This is a genomic window from Nonomuraea sp. NPDC005730 (genome assembly GCF_040630865.1).
In the GTDB taxonomy this organism is placed as follows: domain Bacteria; phylum Actinomycetota; class Actinomycetes; order Streptosporangiales; family Streptosporangiaceae; genus Nonomuraea.
This window is the reverse complement of record NZ_JBEXYK010000027.1, coordinates 89,545-115,435: the sequence shown is the minus strand read 5'-3', so window position 1 is coordinate 115,435 and position 25,891 is coordinate 89,545. Positions and strand designations below refer to the sequence as shown.

Genomic DNA, 25,891 nt, shown 5'->3' with positions numbered 1-25,891 from the left:
CAGCGGCGCTCGCAGTGGTAGCCCAGCAAGGCCGACAGCACCGCCAGTGTCACCAGCTCGGCGTCACTCAACCTCGGCACGATGCCCACCCGGGGCCGCCACGGGGCCAGTTCCGGCGCACTCTTCAGCAGATCGTCGACCCTCACATAGAGTGCGGTTGCGAGGGTGTCCAGTTCGGTCGTCACAACCCGAGAATGGGCATCCTCGCCCTATCTCCGCAGCTATGCCTTGGACTCATTCATCTAGTCGGGGGAGCGCAGCAGCATTGCCTCCACCTCGGAACCGGCGTCGGCCGTGCAGACGTACGTGGGCTTGCCGGTCGCCGGATCGACGCAGTACAGGGTCGCCCGCTTGCCGCACTTCGAGCACCAGGCGTCAGGCCCGCCACCGAGCTCGGCCAGGCCGACCTTGATCTCTGGGATAACAAAAGCCATGCGGGCAGCGTAGGTCGGCCTGGTCAGGACTTCCGTGGTGACAGCGCGTCTTGCGGAATCCATGCCCGTAGATTGTTCGACGCGGGGGTGACGGGCGCGGTGGTGGTGAGGAGGAACCGGCCTGTGGGCCCGCCGTAGGCGCGGGCGCCCCCTGCCGGCGAGCGTCGCGGGTTCCAGGGTGCGTCCGGCGTTCAACGGGGGCGCTGACGGTCCGCCGGAGGTCGGTCGCGTCGGGTGGGTCCGATTCAGCGGCGGCGCCTCCTCATGGCCACTCGCCTGCTCCTGCTTGCTTCTGCCGTCGTCAGCAATACTCGGCGATTGTCTGCTGCCGGAATTCTTTTTCCGAGATCTTCGCCCCACTGGGGGCTGCCACCAGATCCGTGCCGCTCATTTCCGTTGGCGCCGCACCGAACAGGAAACCCTGCCCGATCGGGGCGCCGCTCGTCACCTGCACGTCAACGCTGATATTGGCCGGCAGGGGCGACAACAACGGCGACTCTTCCGTCGTGAACCCTTGCGCGTCACCCAAGGTGATCGATCCTTCGCGTTCTGCCGATCGGGTCGGCTGCGAAACCTGCCACACGAGCTGTTCGGTCTGATGATCCTGCACCTCGAACGAGAGGACGTTCTCTCCCCCGCAGAGCGGCACGACGAACCTGAACCGGCCGTCGTCGGTGCGCCCGATGGCCAAGGGGCGAGGCGCGGAATCACCGTGCGGCGCCAGGTTGCAGCCGGAGAGCGCGAACATGACGATCACGGCGAGGATCGAAGGAGAGCATAGGTGGCGTCGGCGACGGTACGTGACTCTGTTCATCACAGGCCTCTCGGCAACGGTGGAGATCGCCCTGCTGGTCCGCCTTCTGCTCGGAGACGCCATCGCACGGAGCCTCACGTGCCGGCCTCCGGTCGGGAAGTGGACGCCCGGCTTGAGCCCGTCGCAAATCATGAATCCAGCCGGACCATTCAAGCCACACCAGCCGCGCCCGGATGAGGATCCCATGGGGAGGGACGTGAAGCCATCGCTGAGTAATGACGTGGACGGATGATTCAGAGTTGGATTTTGGCGCGGCGATCCGATTCTCGCAAGCCCGGAAACCCGTGGATGGGCTTCGCGCCCGGCCCACTCGGGAGGCAAAGAGATGCGGTGTTGGTCCCAGGTCTTGACGATTGCTCTTGGCCGGTGCTCACCTGAGTGTGTTCTCCTTCCCGAGTGTGAGGAGTTTCCCGCGATGAAGATCCGCCGATTACCTTCCGTTGCACTCGCCCTGGCGCTGAGCGCCGGCGTCCTGGCTGGTGCCGCACCCGCGTCCGCCGCAACCCAGACCAGTGCATCCGTGGCCACCGCGGGCTGGCCGACACCGGACTGGTACCTGCAGGGCCCGTACTCGACCCTGGCCGCCTGCGACGTCGCCTACGAGGACGCGGCGCAGAACGGCCAATACACCGGGCTCGTCTACTGCCACTGGTTCCGCGGCGGCGGCCCTTACCTGCCGGGCTTCTACTACGAGGTGTACATTCCCTGATCAACGGACGTAGTGGGCGGCGATCCGCACGTTGCGTTAGGCGCAGCCGAGCGACCCGCGGCGCGGCCCCCTGCAACGCGCCGCTCAGCATGCCCGCCGGGACGGTGTGGCACGGAGAAGGGCGCGGCATGGCCGGTAGCGGGTGCGGCTTGGCGGCGCTGATCGCCGCCCATTCATCTCTACCGGCCCCGACAACCCGATCGCCGTCCAGGCATGCGAAAGTTCCGCTCGCGACGGCTTCAGGTGCCGGGGCCGGTCAACGGTGGGTTCTTGTCAGAGGTAGGTGCCGTACAGGTCTACGGTGGGCCAGGTTGTCACCGCGTTGGCGGCCTTGTGGAGGGCCGGGTCGATGTCGGCGTAGTTCAGGCCGGAGGCGTCGTCGCGCTGGTTGAAGAGGGCGGCCCAGGTCAGCCCGTCATACCGCCGCACCAGGATGGTGTAGGTGCCGGGGAGGCTGCCGGTGTGCCAGGTGTTGCGGCCGCCGGTGACGTTGCGGACCGACCAGCCGCAGCCGTACCACCAGCCGTCGCCGTTGACGCCGGTCTCGGGTTGGGCGAAGGCCCGGGAGATCGACGTCGAGGTGAGCACTGAGCCGGCGGCGTCGAAGATCCCGGCGAAGCGCACCAGGTCGACCGCCGTTCCCAGCCAGCCGCCGTGCGCGTCCATGTTCTCCAGGTTGAACGAACCGTACGGAGCCGGTACGGAGGTGCCGGAGGCGTCGAACACCGTCTTTCCCGTGTACTTCGAGGCGTACGGCACCTCGCCGGTCACGGCGTTGGCCTTGAGCGTGCGTCCGAGCCTCGTCCGGGTGATCCCGCGCGGCCCGAGGATCTTCTGCTGCACGTACGCGCCGTACGGCATGCCGCTGACCTTCTCGATGATCCGGCCGAGCAGCAGGTAGTCGTAGTTGGCGTAGGCGTAGGTGCTGCCGGGGTCGTGGTCCAGGGGGAGGCCGCTGGCGTACCGCATGATGTCGGCCTGGCGGACGGGCAGCGCCGAGCCGAGCGCCCTGGAGATCGCCAGGTCGCTGAACATCGGATCGGCGGTGATGGACGAGTCCCAGCCGCCCAGGTGCTGCAGCAACCTGAGGACGGTCACGTCCTTCAGCCGCGGATCCACCGTCTTGCCGGACGGCGGCGTCAGGGGGAGCAGGTCGGGCAGCCGGTCGGTGAGCTTCAGCTTGCCGTCCTGCACCAGCTTGAGTATGGCCGCGCCGGTGATGGGCTTGCTCAGGCTGGCGATCCGGAACAGCGAGGTCGGCTGGGTCTTCAGGGTGGTGCTGGTCGTCCACGTGTAGCCGCGGGCCAGTACGAGCTTGCCCTTGCGGGCCACGGCGAGCGATCCGCAGGACAGGTTCCGGGCCTGCATGAAAGCCTTCATCGTGCTGTCGAAACTGCCCAGCCCGGCTGGCAGGGTGCCGGTGGTCTTCCACGTCGCGGCGGCGGCGTGTGCCCGGCCCGGCTGACCGGCGACGAGCCCGGCGCCGGCCAATCCGAGCCCGGCCAGGCCCATCGTCCGGCCGAAATCGCGTCGGGTCAGCCTGTCAGGCATCTGTCGTCCTCCTTGATCGAACAAAACATCACGGGGCAAACTATCTGAAACTTCGTCGCTGGTGGCGCAGACCGCCCGAGCTTGCGGGGGCACGGCAGTCCGCGCTTCGTGCCGTGGTCAGGAAGTTCGGGGCTCGGTAGGGCAGTCCCCACCAGCCGGAGACCGGGCGGCATGATCGATTCCGGCGGTCGGCAGCCACAGGATGGGCACATCACCTCGTCCAAGGGAGTCGCCGGAAACATGCGTAGGTATCTTGCCGCAGCTGCGGCCGCCGTCGTCCTGCTGGGTGCCGCGTCGCCGGCTCTGGCCGCGGCCAAGCCGTCGGCACCCACTCCGCAACAGCAGGTTGACCGGCTGACCCAGCAGGACGGGTTGGCAGGTGCGTTGGTGTCTACTCCAACACTAACTACCTGGTGGCCGGCATGCTCATCCAGAAGGTCACCGGCAAGGACTTCAGGACGGTCACCCGACAGGGCGTCCTGAAGAACCTGCGGCACACGTACTGGCCGCGTCAGCACGAGCTGGACATCCGCGGCAGGCACGCCCACACCTACGGCGTGAACCCGTTCGATCCGAAGAGCCAGGGCAAGGTGGTCGACACGACCCTGGAGCCCGGCCGCCTCTTCGGCGCCTCGGGCGGCCTGATCTCCACCCCCGACGACCTGAACCGCTTCTGGCAGTCCCTCGCCACCTCCACGATCAAGGCCATGCTCGCCCGGACCGTCCCCGCCAACGACCCGCCGAAGGCCGACTACGGCCTGGGCGTCTACTCCTACCCGTTCGCCTGCGGCCCCGCCTGGATGCACGACGGCGGCCTGCCCGGCACCCGCGTCCTCAGCGGCCGAGACCGCTCCGGCCGCGCGGTCACCCTCTACGTGACCGGCACCCCGAAGAACGACGCCCACATCTTCGAGGCCTTCGGCACCGTCCTGTGCGGTGAACAGCCAGGCCCATCGGGGGAGCCGTCACGGCACGGGAGCCTGAGGCTCAGTTCGGGTCGGCTGCCTCCTCCACCCCGCACCACCGGCGTCAACGGCGCAGCAGCAGGCGCAGCAGGCGGAGCGCTCGGGACCGGCGCCCTGAGTCGGCCGAGAACATGTAGATCATGGCGGGCAGTGTCACCAACGCGGCGCCTGCCACGGCCAGTGCGGCGAGGTGGGGCAGCATCATCATGGAGCTTCCCTTCGGGAGTTCGGCAGCACCTCGACCGATGCCGAGGGCGCGATATCAGGATGTGGCGCGCCGAAGGGCCGTTGACGATCTGCGCCAAGGTCTTACGCGATCCGATGAACCCGTACGTCGGCTGACAGAAACTGACAGCGCCCGGCCCGGATGGCGATGTGAACAGATCCGTCACAGGTGGGTTTTGCGTGCTCCGGGATTCTGGAATCCTGACATCACCATGTCTCCGCGAGCCCCCATGCCGGAGGATCCCCTTGCCGTTCTCCGTGAACGCCTGCGGGACCTGCATCTCCACGCGGGCGAGCCCAGCAGCCGGGCTCTGGCCAAGCAGACGGGAGCGATGAGCCACTCCACCGCGCACGGGGTGATCCGCTGCGTCAGCCTGCCTCGATGGGGCAACCTGGAGCTCGTGGTGGAGGCGTTGAAGGGCGACGTCATGGAGTTCAAGGCTCTGTGGATCGCCGCCCACAACATGCGCTCGCAGCGCGGCCGCCCGCCGGATTCCGAGACCCGGCTCATGGTCCAGGACGCTCAAAAGCTTGATCCACTGCCGGAGCAAGAGGAACTGTACCGGCCGGTGGATGAGGCGAAGGCGGAAGGCCACTCCGGCGCCGTCTGGTCGGTGGCCTTCCATCCGGACGGACGCATCCTGGCCAGCGGCGGCGGCGACGGGACCGTGCGGCTGTGGGACGCGGTGACGGGGCAGCCGTGGCGGGAGCCTCTGCTGGGCCATGCGGGTGCCGTCGTGGCGGTGGCCTTCCACCCCGACGGGGATCTGGTGGCCAGTGGCGGCAGCGACAAGACGGTACGCCTGTGGACGATCGACGGGCTGCAACCGGTGGGGGAACCGTTGCACGGCCATGCCGGCACCGTCTGGTCGGTGGCCTTCCATCCGAACGGACACATTCTGGCCAGCGGCGGCATAGACGGGACCGTGAGGTTGTGGGACACCAGTACGGGAAGGCCGTTGAGGGGTCCGCTGACCGACCTCGACGGCGCCGGCTGGGCCCTAGCCTTCAACCTCGACGGACACCTGCTGGCCAACGGCGGGGACGACGGCATGGTGCGGTTGTGGAACACGACGTCCGGGCAGCCGGTCAGTGAGCCGTTGGCGGGTCACAGCGGCGCGGTCGTCACGGTGGCCTTCCATCCCGACGGGCACATCCTGGCCAGCGGCGGCGACGACGAAACGGTGCGGTTGTGGGACCCCGTATCGGGACGCGCCACGGCGGACCCCTTCGTCGGCCACATCGGCCCAGTCCGGTCGGTGGCCTTCCACCCGGGAGCGGACCTGGTGGCCAGCGCCGGTGATGACGGGTTGGTCCGGTTGTGGCATCTCGATTCCGGAGAACAGGCGGGGCGGCCTCTCGACGGCCACACCGGTCCCGTCCGGGCCATCGCCTTCCACCCGCACGGCCATCTGCTGGCTACCGCAGGCGCCGACAGGAAGGTGCGGTTGTGGAGGAGCACTCAACCGCCCGACCACCAGGTGCTGTACCGGCGCATCGACAACCTGCACGCCCGATTACGCGGGTCGAATCCATGGAGGCGGTCGCTGTCCACGTCGCCGGACGAGCCGGGCGGCTGGGGGTGATCATTCGTCTCTGATCACGGCGGCGAGGAATCGCATGTCCAGCATGCTCCGGGAGAAGGCGACGCCGGTGACCTTCTTCGCCAGCGCGAATGATCGCTGGAAGGGGGCGTGGAGGCCCGGACCCTCCCAGTCGTGGTTGGGATCCAGCCCTACCTCCCACATCTCGAGAAACAATCGGTCGGGCTCACTGCCCATGCGTGCGTGAGGAGAGAGTTGGTTGAAGTGGGTGATCAGTTCGCCGTCGATCGCATAGGTGAAGTAGTCGTCGGCGTGGCGGTTACGGTAGATCGACACGACTTCGGTCCCCTCGGAGAGACTCGGGAGCAGGCGGTCGAAGCCGCCTGCTCCCGTCCAGAGCCGGACGAGCACCGTCCAGCCCGCCGTCTCGAGTGCGCCCACGTAGTCACTGCGCAGGTTGTCGACGTCGATGCACTCCATCGTTCGTTCCTGGAGACCGTCGAAGGTCACTTGCTCGATGTCGTCGGGCCCTGCGCCGAGGCGGGTCAGCGCTTCGCGAGGGGTGAGGGATCGGGCGAAGGACACACACGAGACGTCATAGAACGGGCCGTACGTGGCCAGCCAGTCGAACTCCTTGCAGGCGTCTGTCACTTCAACACTCCCGTGATCATCTGAGTCGCTCCGTACGGTCCGGCCTCGCCCCCAAGCCGCAGAAGAATCGCCCCACCGTCAGCAGACCCTCGACGTCGAGGAGCACCCGACGCGCCGCCCTGCTGCGGGGAGCTGGGAGCAGGTACAGAAAGGGCCGTTGCGGGTGACAGGTGGCGGCATCGGTGCGACTGTGAAGGCAGGGCGACCTGCTGGAGGAGATCGTGGAACACCCCCAACTGACCACGGACATGGTTCTCGCCGCCGTCCGGGACCACGGATTCGCGGCCTACGACGTCCTGGTCAAGGACTTTCCGTCGGACGTGGTGGTCGCGGAGTTCACGAAGGCGGCCAGGTCGGGATTCACCAGCTTCGGCGTGGGAGTGCACCTGGCGTCGTTGACGGACAAGGGGCGGGAGCGTCTCGGTTAGGCATAGTTCGCGGAGTTCTCCGGGGCGCCGGATACCGGGTCGACGGCACAGCGGAGCATCGGGAGGGGGAGTACTTACGCGGGGCGTGATGGCGGCGCTCGCGGGCGCCGCCATCACGGCCGTCACGCGCCCCCGGCCGTCGAGAGCACCCGCGTCAGGCGGGGGCGCGACGGCGGAAGAGCGTGATCACGTGCTCCGGGCCAGTGGCTCCTGACCGGTCTCCGTGACGATCGCGACGTTGCCGCCGGAGAGGACCGCGACGACGGGTCCCGGCGGCAGGTGCGCCCGGTGGGTGAGGTAGGCGGCGGTGGCCACCGCGCCGCTGGGTTCGGCGCGTTCCCCCAGCTCCCGCTGGAGCAGGCCGGCGGCGGCGTCGATGGCGTCCTCGGTCACGGTCACCATGTCGTCCACGTACCGGTGGATGTGCTCCCAGGCCAGGGCGCCCAGCACCGGCGCGCGCAGTCCGTCGGCCCGCGTGCGGTAGGTCAGTTCCACCGGCCACGCCGTGCGCGTGCCCGACCGGAAGCTGGCCGTCCCGTCGGCGGCCAGCTCGGGCTCGACGCCGATCACCCGGATCGCCGGGTCGGCGGCCTTGACCGCCACCGCGATCCCGGCCAGCAGGCCGCCGTTGCAGACGGGCACCAGGACGGCCCCCGCGTCCGGCAGGTCCAGGCAGATCTCGGTCCCGGCGCTGCCGTGCCCGGCGATGACGTCGAACGCGTCGGAGCCGATCACCGTCGCGCCGAACCGGTCGGCCAGCGCCAGGCACGCCTCCTCCCGCAGTGCGGGCGGGACGATCACCACCTCGGCGCCGAGCCGGCGCGCGGCGCGGACCTTCAGCTCCGGCGCCGTGTCCGGCAGGACGACGGTCGCCCGCACCCCGTGTTCGGCGGCGGCGTAGGCGATGGCCTGGGCGTGGTTGCCCGACGACTGCGCGACCACGTGCCGGACGCCGCGCCCGGCCAGCCGGCCCACGGCGTTGGCCGCGCCGCGTACCTTGAACGAGCGGGTGGGCTGCCGGTTCTCCGGTTTGACCCAGAGCCGTTCGCCGGGCAGCCGCAGCAGCGGCGTGCGCCGGACGTACGGCGCGATGCGCTCACCGGCCGCCCGGACGTCGGCGGCGGTGACAAGCCGCGCCCCCGCCACCCCCTCCGCGCCCAGACGCCCAGCGCCGTCGTCCATGAGTTCAGCACTCTCGTTCATGCGCTCAGCACCCTCTCCTGGATGGCGTCCAGGTCGGCCGCGGCCTCCGAGGGCGGGGCGGCGTCGGGGACGAGGTCCTCCAGGTGATGCAGCGGCCGGTGCCGCAGCCCCAGCAGCCCCCACAGCACCAGGAACACGCCGCTGGCGAGCAGCACCAACCCCGCGCCCCCGCCGGGCCCGCCGGCGAACCGTCCGGCCCAGTCCGCCAGCGGGCCGGCGGAGAGGAAGCCGATCGGCTGCATGGCCGTGGCGATCATGATGTTCACCGCGAGCACCCGCCCCTGCAGCTCCGGACCCACCTTGACCTGGATGATCGACAGCCAGTGGGCGTTGCCGATGCTCATGCACGCCAGCCGGACGAACAACCCGGCCGCGACCAGCCACACGACCGGCCACACGCCCATCAGCACCACGCCGAGCCCGGACCCGACGACGAAGCCGATCATGCCGGTGGCCCGCCGCCGGGTGCCGCCCCACACCAGCACCACGCCGGTGCCCACGGCCGCGCCGACGCCGCCGACGGCGGTCACCGCGCCGAGGTCCGCCGAGTCGCCGATGGCCAGCACGACCGGGGTGACCAGCACCCACATCAGCGCGGTGCAGAAGTTCACCACCGCGAAGTAGAGCGCCATCACCAGCAGCGGACGCCGCCGGCGCAGGAACCGCCACCCGCCGGTGAGCGCCGCCATGAACGTCTCCTCGCGCCGGTGGAACAGCCGGTCGGGGAAGCGCACCAGCACCAGCGTCAGGACGCCGACCGCGAACGTGGCCACGTCCACGGCCACCACCGCCGACAGCCCGAACAGGCCGATCAGCGCGCCGCCCGCGAGCGGCGCGACCACGTTGCCCGCGCCGAAGCCCACGTTGGCCAGCGCGTTCGCCTGCGGCAGGTACGGTTTGGGCACCAGCTGTGCGATGGCCGCCAGCCAGGCGGGCTGCTGGAACGCCGACACGACCGAGGTCACGCCCACGATGAGGCAGACGTTCCAGAACTCCAGCCGATCGGTGGTCAGCAGCAGCACCAGCGCCACCATGGCCAGCCCGGACAGCGCGTCGCAGGCCAGCATGATCTTGCGCCGGTCCACCCGGTCGGCCAGCGCGCCGCCCAGCGGGGTGAGCAGCACGGCCGGGATCTGCGCCAGCATCGTGACCAGCGCCAGATCCAGGATCTCGCCGCTGCGCTGGTAGGCCCACACGCCGAGCGCGAACGAGCTGAGCGCCGTGCCCAGCGCCGAGACGATCTGCCCGCCCGCGACGGTGTAGAAGGACCCCAGCTTCGTGCGTTCGGGCGGGCGCACCGGATCGGGCAGCGTTCCGGCCGCCCAGCGGGTCAGGTGCGCCAGCACGACGGCGGCCAGCGGCTCGGCCTGGTGGCGCAGGAAGTAGTGGCCGGCCCTGGGCAGCACGGCCCGCTCCACCCGCGGCGCGAACGCCGCCCACTCGGTGTAGCGCTCCTCGTGCAGCTCGGTGGCGCGGTCGCGTTCCCCGACCAGGCTCAGGATCGGGGCGCGCAGCGGCGTGCCGTCGCCGGCCAGCTCCTGGCCGAACCACTCCTGCGCCTGGTCGGCGTCGTGCCGCATGGCGCGTACGGCGGTGCGCTTGGCGGCCTCGTCCATGTCGTCGAGCAGCCCGCCGGAGGCGCGCAGCGCGTCGCGGAACATCCGGTCGGACACCCAGCGGTCGCCGCCGAACAGCCGCCTGACCATTCCGGGCAGCTGTGCGGCAGGGAAGCTGGCGGCGGCGATCACGCCCAGCACGGGCACGCCGTCCGCCTCCAGCCGCCGGGCCAGCGCGACGGCGGGCGCGGAGCCCACGCAGTGGCCGTAGATCGCCACCGGGCCCGACGCGGTCGCCGCCACCTCGGCGGCCAGCACGTCCACCAGCTCCTCCAGCGGCAGCGGCAGCTCGTCGGGGCGGGCGGGGTCGTGGCCGGGCAGCTCGGCGGAGAGCACCTCCACCCGGTCGCCCAGCGCCTGGGCCAGCGGCTGGTACACCGCCGCCGACCCGCCGCCGTACGGCACGCACACCAGCGTGAACTCGGCGGCCCGGCCGCCGCCCAGGCGGTGCAGCAGCCCGCCGCCGTCCTCGCGGCCCAGGTACGCGGCCAGCTCGGCCACGGCGGGCCGGGTGAACAGGTCGATCACCCGCAGCCCGCGGCCGATCTCCTTGACCGCGCGCACCGCGGCGAACGAGTCGCCGCCGAGGGCGAAGAAGTCGTCGCCCGCCCCGACCCGCTCCACACCGAGCACCCGGGCGAAGGCCCCGGCGACCAGCTCCTCGTTCGGCGTCGAGGGCGCCGCGTACGCGGCCTGCTCGGCCACCGGCTCGGGCAGGGCGGCCCGGTCGATCTTCCCGTTCGGGTTGAGTGGAAGCCGGTCGAGGGCCACGACGTGCGCCGGGACCATGTAGTCGGGCAGCCGCTCACGCAGCGCCGAGCGCACGGCCGCGGCCTCCACGGTCGCGGGCGTCACCCACGCGGCGAGCTGCCTGGCCTTGCCCTCGCCGACGGGCAGCACCACGGCCTCGGCGACCTGTGGCAGCGCCCGCAGCGCGGTGGTGACCTCGCCCAGCTCCACGCGGTAGCCGCGCACCTTGACCTGGTCGTCCACCCGGCCGCGGAACTCGATCCGCCCGTCGGAGGTGACGCGCAGCAGGTCGCCGCTGCGGTAGCAGCGTCCCTGCCCGGTCAGCGGGTCGGGGACGAACCGCTCGGCGGTCAGCTCGGGCCGGCCGATGTAGCCGCGGGTGACCCCGGGGCCGCCGACCACCAGTTCGCCGGGCACGCCGGGCGGCACCGGCCGCAGCTCGGCGTCCACCAGGTGCCCGTACACGCCGGGCAGCGGACGGCCCAGCGGCACGATGCCGGTCCGCCGGTCGGCGGGGATCTCCTCGGTGTCGCACACCAGGCAGATCATCGTGGACTCGGTGTGGCCGTAGTGGCTCTGGATCCTGAGCGCGGGCCGGGCGGCCCGCGCTCGCTCCACCAGGTCCCACGGGCACGCCTCGCCCGCCAGGATCAGCAGCGCGCGCGGCAGCACGGCGGCCAGGTCGCCGCCCGAGGCCAGCAGCTCCAGGTGGCTCGGGACGCACTTGACGACGTCCACCCGGTGCTCGGCCAGGTATCCGGCGAACGCGGCCGGGTCCATCGCGGTCTCGCGCGGCACCAGGTGCACCGTCCCGCCGGTGGTCAGCGCGCCGAACACGCAGGTCAGGCCGAAGTCGGCGGCGGGCGTGGAGACCACCGCGAACGACCCGCCGGGCACGCCGATGCGCGGCAGCATGCCGCCCAGGTAGTTCAGGACGCCACGGTGCTCGGCGGCCACCGCCTTGGGCGTGCCGGTGGACCCCGACGTGAAGATCACGTGGTGCAGGTGCTCCGGCAGCACCTCGACCCGGGGCCGGGTGTCCGGCAGGGACGGCGGCCGGTCCAGCGCCAGCACCCGCCTGCCGTCCCCGATCAGGGGCGCGAACTCGCTCACCGTGACCACGGCGCGCACCCCGGCGGCCTCCAGCATCGCGGCGATCCGCGCCGCCGGGTACGCGGGGTCCATCGGCAGGTAGCCGCCGCCCGACTTCTGGATGCCGAACAACGCGCACGCCAGGTCCGCGCCCGGCTCCAGCAGCACGCCGACCGGCTCGTCGGCGCTCACCCCCGCCTCCAGCAGCCAGTGGGCGATCCGGTTCGCGGCCGCCTCCAGCTCCGCGTAGGTCAGGGCACGGTCGGCGCCCACCACGGCCGGCGCGCCGGGAGTCTGGTCCACCCAGCGTTCGATCAGGTGGTGCACCGCCCCGGCGGGCGGCTCCGGCGGCGGCCCGCCGGCCACCGCCGGGCCGGTCACCGGCTCCAGCGGCACCGCGCCCACCGGCGCGTCCAGGTCGGTGAGCAGCCCGTCGAGCAGGGCGGCGTACCAGCGGGTCAGCTTGGCCGCGGTGCCCGGTTCGAACAGGTCCGTCCGGTAGGCGAGCCCGCCGCGCAGCGGCGCGCCCGGCCCGTCGTCCACGACGTGCCAGCTCAGGTCGAACTTGGTGGTCAGCTCCGGCAGGTGGATCTCGGACGCCTCCAGGCCGGGCAGCTCCGCCCCGGCCACGCCGGGGACGTAGTTGAGCATCACCTGGAACAGCGGCGTGGCCGCCAGGTTCCGTTCCGGCCGCAGCCGGTCCACCACCCGGTCGAACGGCGTGCCCGCGTGCGCGAGCGCGCCCAGCGCGGACTCCCGAGCGCGGGCCAGCAGGTCGCGCCCGGTCGGGTCGCCGCCCACGTCGGTCCGCACCACCACGGTGTTGAGGAAGCAGCCCACCACGCCTTCGGTGTCCGGGTGGTCGCGTCCGGAGACCGGCACGCCGACCGCGATGTCCGCGCTCGCCGACAGCCGGGCCAGCAGCGCCTGCAACCCGGCCAGCAGCACGATGAACGGCGTGGACCGGTAGGCGGCGGCCACCGCCCTGACCCGCTCGCTCAGCTCCGCCGGGAGCTCCAGGTCGAGCGCGGCTCCGCCCGGGTCGGGCATCGCGGGGCGCGGCCGGTCGGTGGGCAGGTCGAGCACCGGCGGCAGGCCGTCCAGGTGCCCGGCCCACCAGTCCAGGTCGGCCGGGTCGGGGACCGGCGACACCTCGGCGTACTGCGCCGGGGGCGGGTCGAGCGGCGGGCGCAGGCCGAGGCGGGCGGCGTACAGGCCGGACAGCTCCGACAGCAGCAGGCCGCGCGTCCAGGCGTCGGTGGCGATGTGGTGGAAGGTGAGCGAGAGCACGTGCTCGTCGTCGTCCCCAGGATCGCCGACGGCGAGCAGCACCGCCCGCATCGGCGGCTCGCGGTCCAGTGCGAACGGCGTCGCCAGGTGCCCGGCCAGCACGTTCTCGACCTCGGACCGGTCAACGCGCGCGGTGGAGACGGGCACCTCGGCGGCGTCCCGCACCACCATCACCGGCTCGGGGCCGGAGTCGTCGACCACGCCGCGCAGCACGTGGTGCCGTCCGGCCAGGTCACGTACCGCGTCCAGCAGCGCCTCCGCGCGCAGCGGGCCGCGCAGCCGCAGCGCCACCGGCACGTTGTAGGCGCTGCTGTCCGGTTCGAGCTGCGCCAGGAACCACAGCCTGGCCTGCACCCCGGACAGCGGCACCGGCCCGTCCACCGGCGCGCGCCGCACGCGCGCGGCGGCGGCCGGACGGGGGAGCGCGGCGGCCAGGTCGGCCAGCACCGGGTGCTCGAACAGCAGCCGCACCGGCACCGCCGCGCCCAGCCGCTCCCGCAGCCGCCCGGCCACCCGGGTCGCCGCGAACGAGTGCCCACCCAGGGCGAAGAAGTCGTCGTCCGCCCACACCTCCGCGAGTTCGAGCACGTCGGCCCAGACCTCGCCGACCAGGCGCTCGGCGGGTGTCCCGAGCGGCACCCGGACCGCGGGCCCCGCCTCGGGCACCGGCAGCGCCGCCCGGTCCACCTTGCCGTTCGGGGTCAGCGGCAACGCCTCCAGCACGCCGATCGCGGCCGGCACCATGTAGTCGGGCAGCCGCTCGCGCAGCGCCGACCGCACCTGCGCCACGTCCACCGTCGCGGGCGTCACCCAGGCGGCCAGGCGGCGCTCCAGGCCGTCGCCGACCGGCTGCACGTACGCCTCCGCGACCTGCGGCAGGGCCCGCAACGCTGCGGCGACCTCGCCCAGCTCGACGCGGAAGCCGCGCACCTTCACCTGGTCGTCGATCCGCCCCAGGAACTCGATCAGCCCGTCCGCGGTCACCCGGACCCGGTCGCCGGTGCGGTACCAGCCGCCGGTGAAACGTTCTGCGGTGAGGTCGGGACGGCCCAGGTAGCCGCGGGCCACGCTCGGCCCGCCGATCCACAGCTCACCGGGCACGCCTGGTGGCAGCGCCCGTCCGGACGGGTCGGCCACCCGGCACACCACGTCGGCCAGCGGCCGGCCCAGCGGCGCCCGGCCCGGTCCGAGCTCGGCCAGGGCCTCGCCCGCGTCGCAGGCCAGCACCGACACCGTGGTCTCGGTGGGGCCGTAGTGGATCTGCACCTCCAGGTCCGGCCGTGCCGCCCGGACCCGCGCCACCAGGTCCGCCGGCACCGCCTCGCCGGCCAGGATCAGCAGCTTGCCGGGCAGCGCGGCCGTGCCGAGGAGTTCGAGCTGGCTGGGCACCATCTTGATCGCGTCCACCGGGTGCGCCGCCAGGCGGGCGGCGAACGCGGCCGGGTCGGTGGCCGTCTCGTGGTCGATCAGGTGCAGGGTGGCGCCCGTGGTCAGCGCGCACCACACGTTCGTCATGCCCAGGTCGGCGGCGGCGGTGGAGACCAGCGCGAACGACGTCATCCCCGCGGGGACGACCTCGGCCACCGCGCCGAGGTAGTGCGTGATGTGCCGGTGCTCGACCGCGACGCCCTTCGGCCGCCCGGTCGAGCCCGAGGTGTAGATCACGTACGCCAGGTGCTCCGGCCGCACCGCCACGCCGGGACGCTCGCCGGACGCCTCCGCCGCGGCGGCGAGCTCGGTGCCCGTGACCACGATCCGCGCTCCGGCGTCGGCCACCACCGCCTGGTTGCGCCGCTCCGGGTAGACCGGGTCGAGCGGCAGGTAGGCGGCGCCCGCCTTGAGCACGCCGAGCATGGCGACCACCAGCTCGGGCCGCCGCTCCAGCAGCACGCCGACCGGCTCCTGCGGCCGCACCCCGCTCTCCAGCAGCCAGTGGGCCACCTGGTTGGCGCGGCGGTCCAGCTCCGCGTAGCTGAGCGAGCCGACCGCGACCGCGTCCGGGCGGGCGTCGGCCATCCGCTCGACCAGCGTGTGCAGCGGCACGTCCACGGGCAGGGCGGCGTCCGGACCGCGCAGGTCGTCGCCGGCCGGCAGCCGCACCGGCGCGCCGGGGTCGGTGAGCATGCCGTCCAGCAGCTCCAGGTACCAGCCGGCGAGCCGGCGCACGGTGGCCTCGTCGAACAGGTCCGTGCGGAAGCGCAACTCGCCCGAGAAGCGGGTGCCGTCGTCGCCCAGCTCCAGGTTCAGGTCGAACTTGGCGGTCGGCGCGGGCGGCGACCCGGCCTCGACCTCCAGCCCCGGCAGCGACAGCGGCGCGCCGGTGTCGTAGACGTTGAGCATCACCTGGAACAGCGGCGTGACCGCGAGGTTCCGCTCCGGTTGCAGGCGCTCCACGACCCGCTCGAACGGCGTGCCGGCGTGCGCGAACGCGTCCAGCGCCGCCGTGCGCGCCCGTGCCAGCAGTTCGGCGCCGGTCGGGTCGCCCGCGGTGTCGCCGCGCACCACCAGCGTGTTGATGAAACAGCCGACGACCCGCTCGGCGTCGGGGTGGTGGCGGCCCGCGTGCGGCACGCCGACGGCGATGTCGTCGACGCCGGACAGGCGGCTCAGCAGCGCCTGCAGCCCGGCCAGGAACACCATGAACGGCGACGTCCCGGCCACCGCGCGCACCTTCGCCGACAGCGCCTCGGGCACCTCCACCGCGACCGCCGCCCCCTCCCACGTGGGGACGGCCGGGCGCGGGCGGGCGAGCGGCAGGTCGAGCACCGGCGGCAGGCCCGCCAGCTGACCGGCCCACCAGTCGAGGTCGGCGTCGGGCCGCCCGGCCTCCCACGCGGCCACGTCCGCGTACTGCAGGGCGGGGGGAGCGGGGGGCGGCTCCAGGCCGAGGCGGGCGGCGTACAGGTGGGCGAGATCGTCCAGCAGCACGCGTTCCGACCAGGCGTCGGTGGCGATGTGGTGCAGGGCGAGCGCGAGCACGCACTCCTCGTCGCCGAGCCGGAACACCGTGGCCCGCAGGGGCGGCTCGGCGTCCAGCCGGAACGGCCGCCAGGCGTGTTCGGCCAGCTCCCGCTCCAGCTCCGCCGGGCCGGCGGCCGCCATGTCGACCACCGGCACCGGCACGGCGGCGACCGGCCGCACGCGTCCGTCGTCGATGACGCCGCGCAGGATCCAGTGCCGCTCCGCCAGGTCCGCCACCGCGCCGGTGAGGGCGGCGACGTCCACCGGGCCGCGCAGCCGCAGCGTCAGCGGCACGTTGTAGGTGGGCGTGCCGGGCTCCAGCTGGGCCAGGAACCACAGCCGCTCCTGCGCCGGCGACAGCGGCATGTCCGCGGCCGACGTCGCCGGGATCCGCGGGACGGCGGCCTGCTCCTTCTGCTTCAGGGCGGCGGCGAGCCTGGACCGGACGAGTTCGGCGATCCGGTCCTCACGTACCTCGGTCATCCCTCGATCCCCTCCATCAGGTCGGCGGCCAGCAGTTCCTCCAGCGCGGCGGCGAAGTCGGCCAGCACCGGCCGGTCGAACACCAACCGCACGGGCACGGTGACCTGCAACATCTCGCGCAGGCGGGCGGCCACCCTGGTCGCGGCGAACGAGGCTCCGCCGAGGGCGAAGAAGTCGTCACCGGCCCAGACCTCGGGCCGTTCGAGCACCTCGGCCCAGACGGCGGCCACCAGGAGCTCGGCCTCGGTGGCCGGTTCGACCCGCGCCGGGGCCGGGCCGGTGTCCGGCTCGGGCAGCGCGTGGCGGTCGACCTTGCCGCTGGGCAGCATGGGCAGGGCAGGCAGCGCGACCCAGCGGCGCGGCACCATGTGGCCGGGCAGCCGGGACCGGGCGTGCCGCTCGACCGCGGCCAGGTCCGCCGTCTCCGGCGCGACGTAGCCGACCAGGTGGGCCTGCGCGTCCGTGCCCGCCACGGTCACCGCGGCCTCGGCGATCTCGCGCAGCACGGCCTCGATCTCGCCCAGCTCGATCCGGTAACCGCGGACCTTCACCTGGTGGTCGCGGCGGCCGTGGAACTCCAGCGTCCCGTCCGGCCGCCAGCGCGCCAGGTCACCGGTGCGGTAGCAGCGGCCGTCCGGCGTGAACGGGTCGGCCACGAAGGCGGTCGCGGTCAGGTCAGGACGGCCCCGGTAGCCGCGGGCCACCCCGGCGCCGCCCAGCAGCAGCTCGCCGACCGCGCCCGGCGGCACCAGCCGCAGCCGCGCGTCGACCACGTACGCCCGCTCGCCCGGCATCGGCGACCCGATCGGCACCCGGTCGCCCTCGTGCGCGCGCACCCGGTGCAGCGTCGAGGTGACGGTGGTCTCGGTGGGCCCGTAGGCGTTCCACAACTCGCCGACGCGCAGCAGGATCTGCTCGGCCAGCGCCGGGTCCAGCGCCTCCCCGCCGGCGACGGCGCGCAGCGCCGGGTCACCCGCCCACCCGGCCGCGACCAGCATCCGGTACGCGGTCGGCACCAGGTCGATCACCGTGGCCGCGCTCGTGCTGATCAGCTCCGCCAGCGCGTGCCCGTCGGTGGCCGTGGCCCTGTCCACCACCACCGACGTGCCGCCGGCGGCCAGGACGCTCCACAGCTCGGAGGCCGAGGCGTCGAAGCTCAGCGGCGCGACCGCGGGCTGCACGTCGGCCGGGCCGAGACGGAGCGTCGAGATCATCCCGGCCACGAGGGCGGCCAGGGCGCCGTGGGTGACCTCGACCCCCTTGGGGGCGCCGGTGGAGCCGGAGGTGTAGGTGACGTACGCCAGGTCCGCGGCGTGCACCTCGGGCAGGTCCGCGCGAGGGCCCGCGGCGAGCCGGTCCGCGTCGAGCGTCACCGGCCCGTCCTTGCCGGGTGCCGTCTCCAGGGGCGTCCCGCCGCGGGTGAGGACCACGCGGGCGCCCGCGTCCACGGCCAGCAGGCGCAGCCGCCCGGCCGGGTGTTCCGGGTCCAGCGGCAGGTATGCCGCCCCCGCCCGCCACACGCCCAGCAGCACCACGGGCAACATCTCGTCCCGCGGCACGTGGACGCCGACCACGTCGCCGCGCGACACCCCGTGCGCCAGCAGGCCGGCCGCGATCCGGTCGGCGCGGTCGTTCAGCTCGGCGTGGCTCAGGGCGGTGCCGTCCGGGCCGACCACCGCGGTGCCCGCCGTGCCACCCGCGTTCGCCGCGAGCGACAGCGGCACCGGCGGCAGGTCGTCCGGCAGCCGCGGTCCGGCCGCGCGGGCCAGCAGCGCGGCGCGCTCGTCCGGGGTGATCGGCTCGAACGTGGCGATCGCCAGGTCCGGCTCGGCCACCACGCGGCGCAGCAGCCACAGCAGCCGGTCCAGGTACGCCCCGGCCGCCTCCCGGCCGAGCAGCGCGACCGCGTACTCCAGGTGCAGCTCGGCGCCGGCGGCCGTGCGGTTGACGAGCACGCTGAACTCGTGCACCGCCGCGCCGGGGCCGATCTCGGTCAGCAGTTCGAGGCAGCCGGCGCGCACCGGCACCTCGGCGTGCTGCATGGCCAGCAGCACCGGGGCGCGGGGCACGTCGGCGGGCGGGACCTCCTGGTGGACCAGCGCCCGCGTGGCGGCCTGCCCGGCCTGCCGGACCAGGTCGCGGAAGGTCGGCGCGGCGTCCGGCCGCAGCCGTACCGGCACCGTGTCGATCAGCGGCCCGACGACCCGGGCCAGCTCCGGCCGGGCGCGCCGCGCCGCGACCATGCCGACCAGCGTGTCCGGCTCCCCGGCGGCCAGGGCGAGCGCGGCCAGGTACACCGCGAACGGGGTCGCCCCGCACGCGCGGGCCAGCGCGGCCACGCCGTCCGTGAGCTCCTCGGTCAGCGGCCTGATCACCCGGCACGTCGTCAGGTCGCCGGGCGGCGGCCCCGCCACCGGCGCGCCCGCCAGCTCGCCGCGCCAGAACTCCCGCAGCCGCGCGAGGTCGGGCCGGTCCTCCTGCTCGCGCACCGCGACGTCGCCGAGCTGCACCGCCGGCTCGGGGACGGGCTCACCCGCCAGCTCGGCGGCCAGCTCGTCCATCAGCACGCCGGTCGAACCGCCGTCGAAGGCGATGTGGTCCGTCACGAGCACCAGCTCTGCCACGCCCTCTCCGACGGGGCACAGGCTCGCGCGCAGCAACGGCACCTCGGTCGTCACGTCGAACACGTGCTCCACCGCGGCGCGGGCCACCTTCACCGGGTCCGCGCCCGCCGGATGCTCGACCAGGGGGACGGCGACGGGCGGGTGCACGACCGCGTAAGGGACGCCGTCCTCGCCGGCGGAGATCGTGCTGCGCAGGGCCTCGTGCCGGCGCAGGACCGCGTCCAGCGCCCGGCGCAGCGGCGCGCTCCCGCTCAGGCCGCGCACGCGCAGCCGGATCGACACGGTGGTGACCGGGCTGTGCGGGTGGAGCTGGCGCAACGTCCAGAACTCGCGTTGCGCGGCGGTGAGCGGGTGCCGGGTCCGGCCGGTCCGCCGCACCGGGGCCGATCCCGGCTCACGCAGGTGCGCCGCCAGCCCGGCGGCGGTCGGCTCGGTCAGGAACGTCGCCAGGGGCACGGTGTGCCCGAGCCGCCGGGACAGTTCGGTCACCACCCGGGCGGCGGCCAGCGAGTGCCCGCCCAGGTCGGCGAACCGGTCGTGCACGCCCACCTCCGGCAGGCCCAGCACGTCCGCGATCACCTCGGCCACCTGGCGCTCGTCGTCCGTCCGGGGCGCGACGGGCGCCGCGCTCCCCGTCCGGGCGGCGCCCAGCTTGGGCAGGGCCGCGCGGTCCACCTTGCCGGTGGGGGCGATCGGCAGGTCGCCGGTCACGCCGATCCTGGCCGGGACCAGGTGGTCGGGCAGCCGGTCACGCAGCCAGTCGCGCAGCTCGGGCTCGGTCACGCCGGAGGCGGCCACGTGCGCGACGAGGTAGGCGATGCCGTCGTCGTCGGTGTGCGCCAGGACGACGGCGCGGCGCACCGCGGGATGGCGGTCCAGCGCCGACTCGACCTCGCCCAGCTCCACCCGGTAGCCGCGGATCTTGACCTGGTCGTCGGCGCGGCCCACGTAGCGCAGCTCGCCGTCCACCCAGCGGACCAGGTCGCCGGTGCGGTAGACGCGGGTGCCGTCCGGGTCGGTGCCGAACGCCTGCGAGTCGTGGCCCAGGTAGCCGCGGGTCACGTTGGGCCCGCCGATCCACAACTCGCCGACCTCTCCGTCCGGGACCGGGCCGCCGGCGGCGTCGCGCACGCTGAGCAGCGCGCCCGCCATCGGCCCGCCCAGCGGCGGGTCGCCCTGGTGGTCGCGGCTCACCTCGAACAGGGTGGAGCCGGTGGTGCACTCGGTGGGGCCGTACATGTTGAGCACGCGGCGCACGCCCGGGTTGGCGTACACCCGCGCCACCAGCGCGGCGGTCAGCCGCTCGCCGCCGGACAGCACCATGCGCACGCCGTCCGGCAGCGGCTCGCGCAGCAGCACCGACAGCGCGGACGGGACCCCGAAGACCGTGCGCACCTCGTCGCGGGCCGGCAGCGTCGGCAGCGCCAGCACGTTGTCCGCCATGATCACGGTCCCGCCCGCGAACAGCGGCGTGAAGATCTGGGTGATCGAGGCGTCGAAGCAGATGGAGGAGCCGGCGAGCATGCCGCTCAGCTCCTCGGCGGTGTAGGCGGACGCCTCCCAGCGCACCAGGTTCAGGGTGTTGCGGTGCTCCACGACCACGCCCTTGGGACGGCCGGTGGAGCCGGAGGTGTAGATCAGGTACGCGGCGTCGCCCGGCTCGCCGGGCACCTCGGGCCCGTGCGCGGCGGGCGTCACGTCGTCGACGAGCACGGAGTCCGCGCCGGTCGGCGCCGCGGTCTGGCGCCGCGCCGCCGAGGTGACCACCGCGCTCATGGCGGCGTCCTCGGCCATGAAACGTAAGCGTTCCGCCGGATAGGCCGGGTCCAGCGGCACGTAGGCCGCGCCCGCCTTGAGCACCCCGATCAGCGCGGGCACCAGCCACTCGTCGCGGTCGAGGCAGATCCCCACCAGGTCGCCGCGTCCCACACCCCGCGCGGCCAGGGCGTTGGCGATCCCGTTGGCCCTGCGGTGGAGCTCGGCGTAGGTCATCCGGCTCGTGCCCGCGACGACGGCGAGGCGATCGGGCGTCCGCCGGCACTGCGCCTCCAGGGCCTCGTGGAGGCGGCCCGGCGAGTCGGTGAGAGGGCGGTTCGCGCCCGTCACATCCGTATTCATGTGTCCTCTTTCCAGCAAAGGTCAAACGTGCCCGGGTGGGCGGTCGGGAACAGCCCGTTCCTCGGGGACGGCACGCGGGCCCGGGCGAGGTCGTCGCTGGGCGCGTGGGGTCGTGCGGGGTCGTGCGGGCGGTTCAGTGTCGCGCGGTCGGCGGGTGTGGCGGGGGGCGTTCGCGGCACATGTCATGTTCTGCGGTTACGTGCTCCTTTCGCCCACAGTCGTCCGCACAACAGCATCGGCGACCCGGCTTGCCGCTGACTTGGAACCTGCCATGATCTTGCTTGCAGGAGGGCGCGTCATCGGCCGATCGGCGCGGGACGGCTTGGCAGGCGGTCAGCGACGTCCCGGCGCCCAGCGTCGGCCGGAGCGCGCGAACCTCCTGGACCGGCGACAGGCAAACCCCGGGCTCCGGACGTGGGCGAGGAGTGCGGCCTCGCCACTGCTCCGGAACGCCACGCTGACATGATCCTCTTCGCCGGGGCCGTCTCGCAAACGGGGTCGAGAGGCGCAAAAGGGGGCGGAACGTAGGGGAGTCGCTCGTCAACCCAGCGCAACGGAAAGCGCGGACGGGCAAGCACATCCGGCGCGGGACGGTGACGTCGGGAGCGCGACGGGAAAGGCCCGGTCCTCGGACGTCGGCGCAGAGGATGGCTCGTAAAAAAGAAGCCCCCGCCGGGGTCGGACCCCGGCGGGGGAGGGGCGGCGTCACGGACGCCGTGCCGTGCGTGGTCAGGGACGGCGTCGCCGCCCCGCTCGCCGCCCGCACGTGGCACCGCGGCGTCCGGGCCCTGCTCCTGCCGGCGATGGCCAGGCCGCTGACGCGACCGGCGGGCGGGAGAGGAGGGACGTCACGCGGCGGCGACGTGTCGTGATCAGCCGGTGTAGCGCGGCTTGACGGCGACCGGCTCCTTCGGCCCCGCCGTCCGCTCGACCGTGGGCCGGCCTTCCGCGGGCACCGGGGAGGGCGCCGCGGAGGGGACCGCGGCGGGCACTGCGGCGGGCACTGCGGCGGGCTTCTTGGGCTCGGCCGCGGCCGTCCCCGAGAACCCGGCGAGGCCGGCCGCGAGGGCCAGCGCCGCGCCGGCGCCGACGAGCATGGTTCTGATCTTCATAGGGTTCCTCTCATCCTTCGAGCAGGGCCTCAGCCCTTGACGACGACCGGAGTGCCGATCGCCAGGTTCTTCGCCATCCAGGTGATGTCGTCGTTGCCGACCCGGACGCAGCCGTGGCTGGCCCGCGTGCCGATGGCGGAAGGCTTGTTCGTCCCGTGGATCGCCAGCTGGCCGGGGCCGCCGGCGAAGCTCTTCAGCACCGGCGAGAAGCCGCTCAGCCCGAAGGCGTAGGCGCCGTAGGCCCCGCCGTCACCGGTGGGCCTCACCAGTTCGGTGAAGAAGTAGCGGCCCGGAGGCGTCGGCGTCCCGGCCTCGCCGGTCGCGACCTTGCCCGTCCTGACGGGCCGGTCGCCGTCGTAGACCGTGAAGCGGAACGCCCCGCGGTCGATCTCCACGCGGTGGGAGGTCTCGGCGAGCGTCACGTCGGCGGCCTTGATCCAGCCCTTGCTGCCGTTCGGCCGGATCGGCAGCAGCACCTGGAGCCAGTCGCCCTCGTCGCGTTCCACCAGGAAGACGCGCGTCGTGCCGTAGTCGTTGGGACTGGTGATCGTCCTCTGGGCCGCGCCCTGCCTGTCCCGGTAGATCGTGATCCGGGCCCCCTTGACGCTCGCGATCTTCGATCTGGCGGTGCCCGCCGGGGTGTTCGACCGGGTGTTCGCCGGGTCGGGGCGTACGGCACCGTCTGCGCTGCCCGCGCAGCCCGCCAGCAGGAGGGCGAGTGCCGTCGCCGCGGCCGTACGAAGCAGGTTGGTTCTCACCCGGCGCAGCCTGGCGGCAGAATGTGTGGAACCTGTTTGCCTGTCATGCGGATCCCGTATGCACTCGTGGAGTGCGCATAACCTCGGGCCATGTGCGCGTACGTACTGGTCGCCGAGGACGACCCCAAGCAGGCCGAACTGCTCAGGCGCTACCTGGAGCGGGAGGGCCACGAGGTCCGCGTCGTGCACGACGGACGTTCGGCGATCGATGAGGCCCGGCAGGGAGATCCCGGCCTGGTGCTGCTCGACGTGATGATGCCGAAGGTCGACGGACTGGACGTCTGCCGGGTGCTGCGCGCCGAGTCCGACCTGCCGATCCTGATGCTGACGGCCAGGTCCACCGAGGACGACCTGCTGCTCGGGCTCGACCTCGGCGCCGACGACTACATGACCAAGCCGTACAGCCCGCGTGAGCTGATGGCCCGCGTGCGGACGCTGCTGCGCCGTACGGGCAGGTCGCCGGAGGCGGGCCGGCTGTTCCGGGCGGGCGACCTCGTCGTCGACCCGGTCAGGCACACCGTCACCGTGGCGGGCACGCCGGCCGACTGCACGCTCGCCGAGTTCCGGATCATCGAGACGCTGGCCGCCGAGCCGGAACGGGTGTTCACCAGGAAGCAGCTGCTGGAGCGCATCCACGGCTTCGACCGGTTCATCACCGAACGCACGGTCGACGTGCACGTGATGAACCTGCGCAAGAAGATCGAGCCCGACCCGCGCCGCCCGTCCCGGCTGTTGACCGTGTACGGCGTCGGCTACAAGCTGACCCAGGCATGAGATCGCTGTTCGTCAGGCTGCTCACGAGCTCGGCCGTCGTGGCGGTCTGCTCGATCACGGCGACGGCGTGGCTGGCCGCCAACAGCACCTCCGGTGCGATCCAGCGCGAGCAGGGCCAGACGCTGGCCAGCGACGCCCAGATCAACAACAGCCTGCTCGGTTACGCCTCCCGCCACCCCGACTGGTCCGGCGTCGCCGCCACCGTACGTGACCTCGCCGCCGCCAACAGCCGCCGCATCGCGCTGACCACCGAGAAGGGCGCCCTCATCGCGGACTCGGCGGCCGCCGGGACCCCGCTGCCCGCCAGGGTGTCGGCCGTCGTCGATCCGCTGGCCGTGGACGTGACCCTGGTGCCGGGGGCGGCCGAGGACCGCATCGATCCGCGCGCGGTGGGCCCCTTCCTGCTGCCCGACCGTGATCGTGTCCGGCTGGGGAAGGCCGCCGACGCCTACGCCGTCTGCATGAGACGTACCGGGCAGGCCGTACGGACGACGGTCTCCCACACCGGCAGGCCCTTCGTGACGACGACCGGCGAGGGTGTCCCGCAGGAGCCGAGCCCGGCACCGGCGGTGACGGCCCCCTGCGACGCCGTCACCTTCAACACGCCGACGCGCACCGAGAAGTCCGCGTTGAAGCAGCTCAACCTCCTGGTCGCCAGATGCCTGAAGGGCAAGAGCACGGAACGCGGCTCGGTCGGCCTCGACTTCACCTGGATCTCCAAGGAGAAGCGGCCGGTGTCGTCGGCCGCCGAACCCGGCCAGACGATCTCCTCCTGCATCGTCACCGCCCGCAAGGAACAGCTCGATCCCTACGTCGCCCCCGCCGCCTACCTGTACATCGGATCGCCCGCCGAGGCCACCGGCCCGCGCATCCCGCTGCCCTCGATCGCCGGCGCCGCCCTCCTCGTGCTCGTGCTGACCGTCGGCGTCAGCGTCATGGCGGCCCGACGCCTGGTCGGCCCGGTCAACGCGCTCACCCACGCCGCCCGGCGGATGCGCGACGGGGACAGCTCCGCCCGCGTCCAGGTCAGGACGACCGGCGAGATCAGCGAGCTCGCCACGGCGTTCAACGAGATGTCCGAGCACCTCCAGCGCATGGAGGAGCAGCGCAAGGCCATGGTCAGCGACGTCTCCCACGAGTTGCGCACCCCGCTGAGCAACCTCAGAGGCTGGCTGGAGGCGGCACAGGACGGCGTCGCCGAGCTGGACCCCGCGCTGATCGCCTCCCTGGTCGAGGAGCTCCTGCTGCTGCAGCACATCGTGGACGACCTCCAGGACCTCGCCCTCGCCGACGCGGGCAAGCTCCGCCTGCACCTCGAACCCGTGCACCTCGGCGACCTCCTCGACCAGGTGGCCACCGCCCACCGAGGCCGCGCCGAGGCCGCCGGGCTCACCCTGACCACCGGCATCACCGGCGCCCCCACCCTGACCGCCGACCCCGTACGACTCCGCCAGGCCATCGGCAACCTCGTCACCAACTCCCTGCGCTACACGCCGACCGGCGGGCACATCACGCTGGGCGCCCGCCAGGACGGCGACCACGTGGTCATCGAGGTGACCGACACGGGGATCGGCATCCGCGCCGAGCACCTTCCGCACGTCTTCGACCGGTTCTGGCGGGCGGAGAAATCCCGCAACCGCCGCACCGGCGGCAGCGGCCTCGGCCTCGCCATCGTCCGCGACCTGGCCGAGGCGCACGGCGGCATCGCCACGGCCGCCAGCACCCCGGGCGTCCGCACCACCTTCGCCTTGCGCCTTCCGGCACGGCCGTGATCGGGTGAGGGCACGTC

General features: G+C 73.1%; 15 protein-coding genes and 2 pseudogenes. 7 read left to right on the top strand and 10 right to left on the bottom strand.

Translation table 11 applies throughout. From position 1 onward, the window contains the following. The 3 genes and pseudogenes from ABZ444_RS27935 to ABZ444_RS27925 all read right to left on the bottom strand — a co-directional run. Positions 1-185, bottom strand: a pseudogene (locus tag ABZ444_RS27935) (IS982 family transposase); the annotation flags it as partial. A gap of 57 nt (positions 186-242) precedes the next feature. Continuing rightward, positions 243-434, bottom strand: coding sequence for a hypothetical protein (locus tag ABZ444_RS27930; RefSeq protein WP_357972669.1), 192 nt, complete (start codon positions 432-434; stop codon positions 243-245). 301 nt (positions 435-735) lie between these two features. Then, positions 736-1,191 (bottom strand): hypothetical protein, encoded by a 456-nt coding sequence (locus ABZ444_RS27925; protein ID WP_358002836.1) that lies wholly within the window; start codon positions 1,189-1,191, stop codon positions 736-738. A gap of 472 nt (positions 1,192-1,663) precedes the next feature. On the opposite strand from ABZ444_RS27925, the gene ABZ444_RS27920 reads away from it, so the two are divergent. Continuing rightward, a complete protein-coding gene (locus ABZ444_RS27920; RefSeq protein ID WP_358002833.1) occupies positions 1,664-1,957 on the top strand; it encodes a hypothetical protein in 294 nt (97 codons plus the stop codon). A gap of 273 nt (positions 1,958-2,230) precedes the next feature. Here ABZ444_RS27920 and ABZ444_RS27915 read toward each other — a convergent pair whose 3' ends face one another. Next, a complete protein-coding gene (locus ABZ444_RS27915; protein WP_358002830.1) occupies positions 2,231-3,508 on the bottom strand; it encodes a serine hydrolase domain-containing protein in 1,278 nt (425 codons plus the stop codon). 398 nt (positions 3,509-3,906) lie between these two features. On the opposite strand from ABZ444_RS27915, the pseudogene ABZ444_RS27910 reads away from it, so the two are divergent. Further along, positions 3,907-4,815 (top strand): annotated as a pseudogene (locus ABZ444_RS27910) (serine hydrolase domain-containing protein); the annotation flags it as partial. Between the two features lie 284 nt (positions 4,816-5,099). Then, positions 5,100-6,284 carry a WD40 repeat domain-containing protein gene (locus ABZ444_RS27905; protein ID WP_358002827.1) on the top strand — a complete coding sequence of 395 codons (1,185 nt, stop codon included), beginning with the start codon at positions 5,100-5,102 and terminating at the stop codon, positions 6,282-6,284. Here ABZ444_RS27905 and ABZ444_RS27900 read toward each other — a convergent pair whose 3' ends face one another. Next, positions 6,285-6,893: a DUF6461 domain-containing protein gene (locus ABZ444_RS27900; protein WP_358002824.1), complete on the bottom strand. Its 609-nt coding sequence runs from the start codon at positions 6,891-6,893 to the stop codon at positions 6,285-6,287. It abuts the gene before it with no gap. A gap of 221 nt (positions 6,894-7,114) precedes the next feature. Between ABZ444_RS27900 and ABZ444_RS27895 the strand changes: the two genes are divergently transcribed. Then, positions 7,115-7,321 carry a hypothetical protein gene (locus ABZ444_RS27895; RefSeq protein ID WP_358002821.1) on the top strand — a complete coding sequence of 69 codons (207 nt, stop codon included), beginning with the start codon at positions 7,115-7,117 and terminating at the stop codon, positions 7,319-7,321. Between the two features lie 186 nt (positions 7,322-7,507). On the opposite strand, the gene ABZ444_RS27890 is transcribed toward ABZ444_RS27895, so the two are convergent. The 3 genes from ABZ444_RS27890 to ABZ444_RS27880 are packed head-to-tail and all read right to left on the bottom strand — an operon-like array spanning position 7,508 to position 21,458. After that, the gene (locus ABZ444_RS27890; RefSeq protein ID WP_358002818.1) at positions 7,508-8,524 is read right to left on the bottom strand and encodes a pyridoxal-phosphate dependent enzyme; all 1,017 of its coding nucleotides are present in this window, start codon (positions 8,522-8,524) and stop codon (positions 7,508-7,510) included. Continuing rightward, on the bottom strand, positions 8,521-16,716 hold the full coding sequence (locus ABZ444_RS27885) for an amino acid adenylation domain-containing protein (RefSeq protein ID WP_358002815.1): 8,196 nt from the start codon (positions 16,714-16,716) through the stop codon (positions 8,521-8,523). The genes ABZ444_RS27890 and ABZ444_RS27885 overlap by 4 nt, the downstream gene beginning before the upstream one ends. Next, positions 16,713-21,458 (bottom strand): amino acid adenylation domain-containing protein, encoded by a 4,746-nt coding sequence (locus ABZ444_RS27880; protein WP_358002812.1) that lies wholly within the window; start codon positions 21,456-21,458, stop codon positions 16,713-16,715. The genes ABZ444_RS27885 and ABZ444_RS27880 overlap by 4 nt, the downstream gene beginning before the upstream one ends. A gap of 725 nt (positions 21,459-22,183) precedes the next feature. Between ABZ444_RS27880 and ABZ444_RS27875 the strand changes: the two genes are divergently transcribed. Beyond that, positions 22,184-22,330 carry a hypothetical protein gene (locus tag ABZ444_RS27875; RefSeq protein WP_358002809.1) on the top strand — a complete coding sequence of 49 codons (147 nt, stop codon included), beginning with the start codon at positions 22,184-22,186 and terminating at the stop codon, positions 22,328-22,330. Here ABZ444_RS27875 and ABZ444_RS27870 read toward each other — a convergent pair whose 3' ends face one another. Together ABZ444_RS27870 and ABZ444_RS27865 are read right to left on the bottom strand one after the other, a co-directional pair. Further along, positions 22,331-22,570, bottom strand: coding sequence for a hypothetical protein (locus tag ABZ444_RS27870; protein WP_358002806.1), 240 nt, complete (start codon positions 22,568-22,570; stop codon positions 22,331-22,333). It abuts the gene before it with no gap. Positions 22,571-22,599: 29 nt separating this feature from the next. Continuing rightward, positions 22,600-23,328, bottom strand: a complete 729-nt coding sequence (locus ABZ444_RS27865; protein WP_358002803.1) for a L,D-transpeptidase — start codon at positions 23,326-23,328, stop codon at positions 22,600-22,602. A 90-nt stretch (positions 23,329-23,418) separates the two neighbouring features. On the opposite strand from ABZ444_RS27865, the gene ABZ444_RS27860 reads away from it, so the two are divergent. Next, positions 23,419-24,102: a response regulator transcription factor gene (locus tag ABZ444_RS27860; RefSeq protein WP_358002800.1), complete on the top strand. Its 684-nt coding sequence runs from the start codon at positions 23,419-23,421 to the stop codon at positions 24,100-24,102. Continuing rightward, a complete protein-coding gene (locus ABZ444_RS27855) occupies positions 24,099-25,874 on the top strand; it encodes an ATP-binding protein (protein ID WP_358002797.1) in 1,776 nt (591 codons plus the stop codon). Before ABZ444_RS27860 ends, ABZ444_RS27855 begins: the two co-directional genes overlap by 4 nt. Positions 25,875-25,891 lie beyond the last annotated feature (17 nt).

Bases quoted from the DNA above. Each gene is read 5' to 3' on its own strand.
- ABZ444_RS27860 (WP_358002800.1), top strand. From the start codon at position 23,419: ATGTGCGCGTACGTACTGGTCGCCGAGGACGACCCCAAGCAGGCCGAA.
- ABZ444_RS27870 (WP_358002806.1), bottom strand. From the start codon at position 22,570: ATGAAGATCAGAACCATGCTCGTCGGCGCCGGCGCGGCGCTGGCCCTC.
- ABZ444_RS27920 (WP_358002833.1), top strand. From the start codon at position 1,664: ATGAAGATCCGCCGATTACCTTCCGTTGCACTCGCCCTGGCGCTGAGC.
- ABZ444_RS27915 (WP_358002830.1), bottom strand. From the start codon at position 3,508: ATGCCTGACAGGCTGACCCGACGCGATTTCGGCCGGACGATGGGCCTG.
- ABZ444_RS27890 (WP_358002818.1), bottom strand. From the start codon at position 8,524: ATGAACGAGAGTGCTGAACTCATGGACGACGGCGCTGGGCGTCTGGGC.
- ABZ444_RS27855 (WP_358002797.1), top strand. From the start codon at position 24,099: ATGAGATCGCTGTTCGTCAGGCTGCTCACGAGCTCGGCCGTCGTGGCG.
- ABZ444_RS27930 (WP_357972669.1), bottom strand. From the start codon at position 434: ATGGCTTTTGTTATCCCAGAGATCAAGGTCGGCCTGGCCGAGCTCGGT.
- ABZ444_RS27880 (WP_358002812.1), bottom strand. From the start codon at position 21,458: ATGAATACGGATGTGACGGGCGCGAACCGCCCTCTCACCGACTCGCCG.
- ABZ444_RS27885 (WP_358002815.1), bottom strand. From the start codon at position 16,716: ATGACCGAGGTACGTGAGGACCGGATCGCCGAACTCGTCCGGTCCAGG.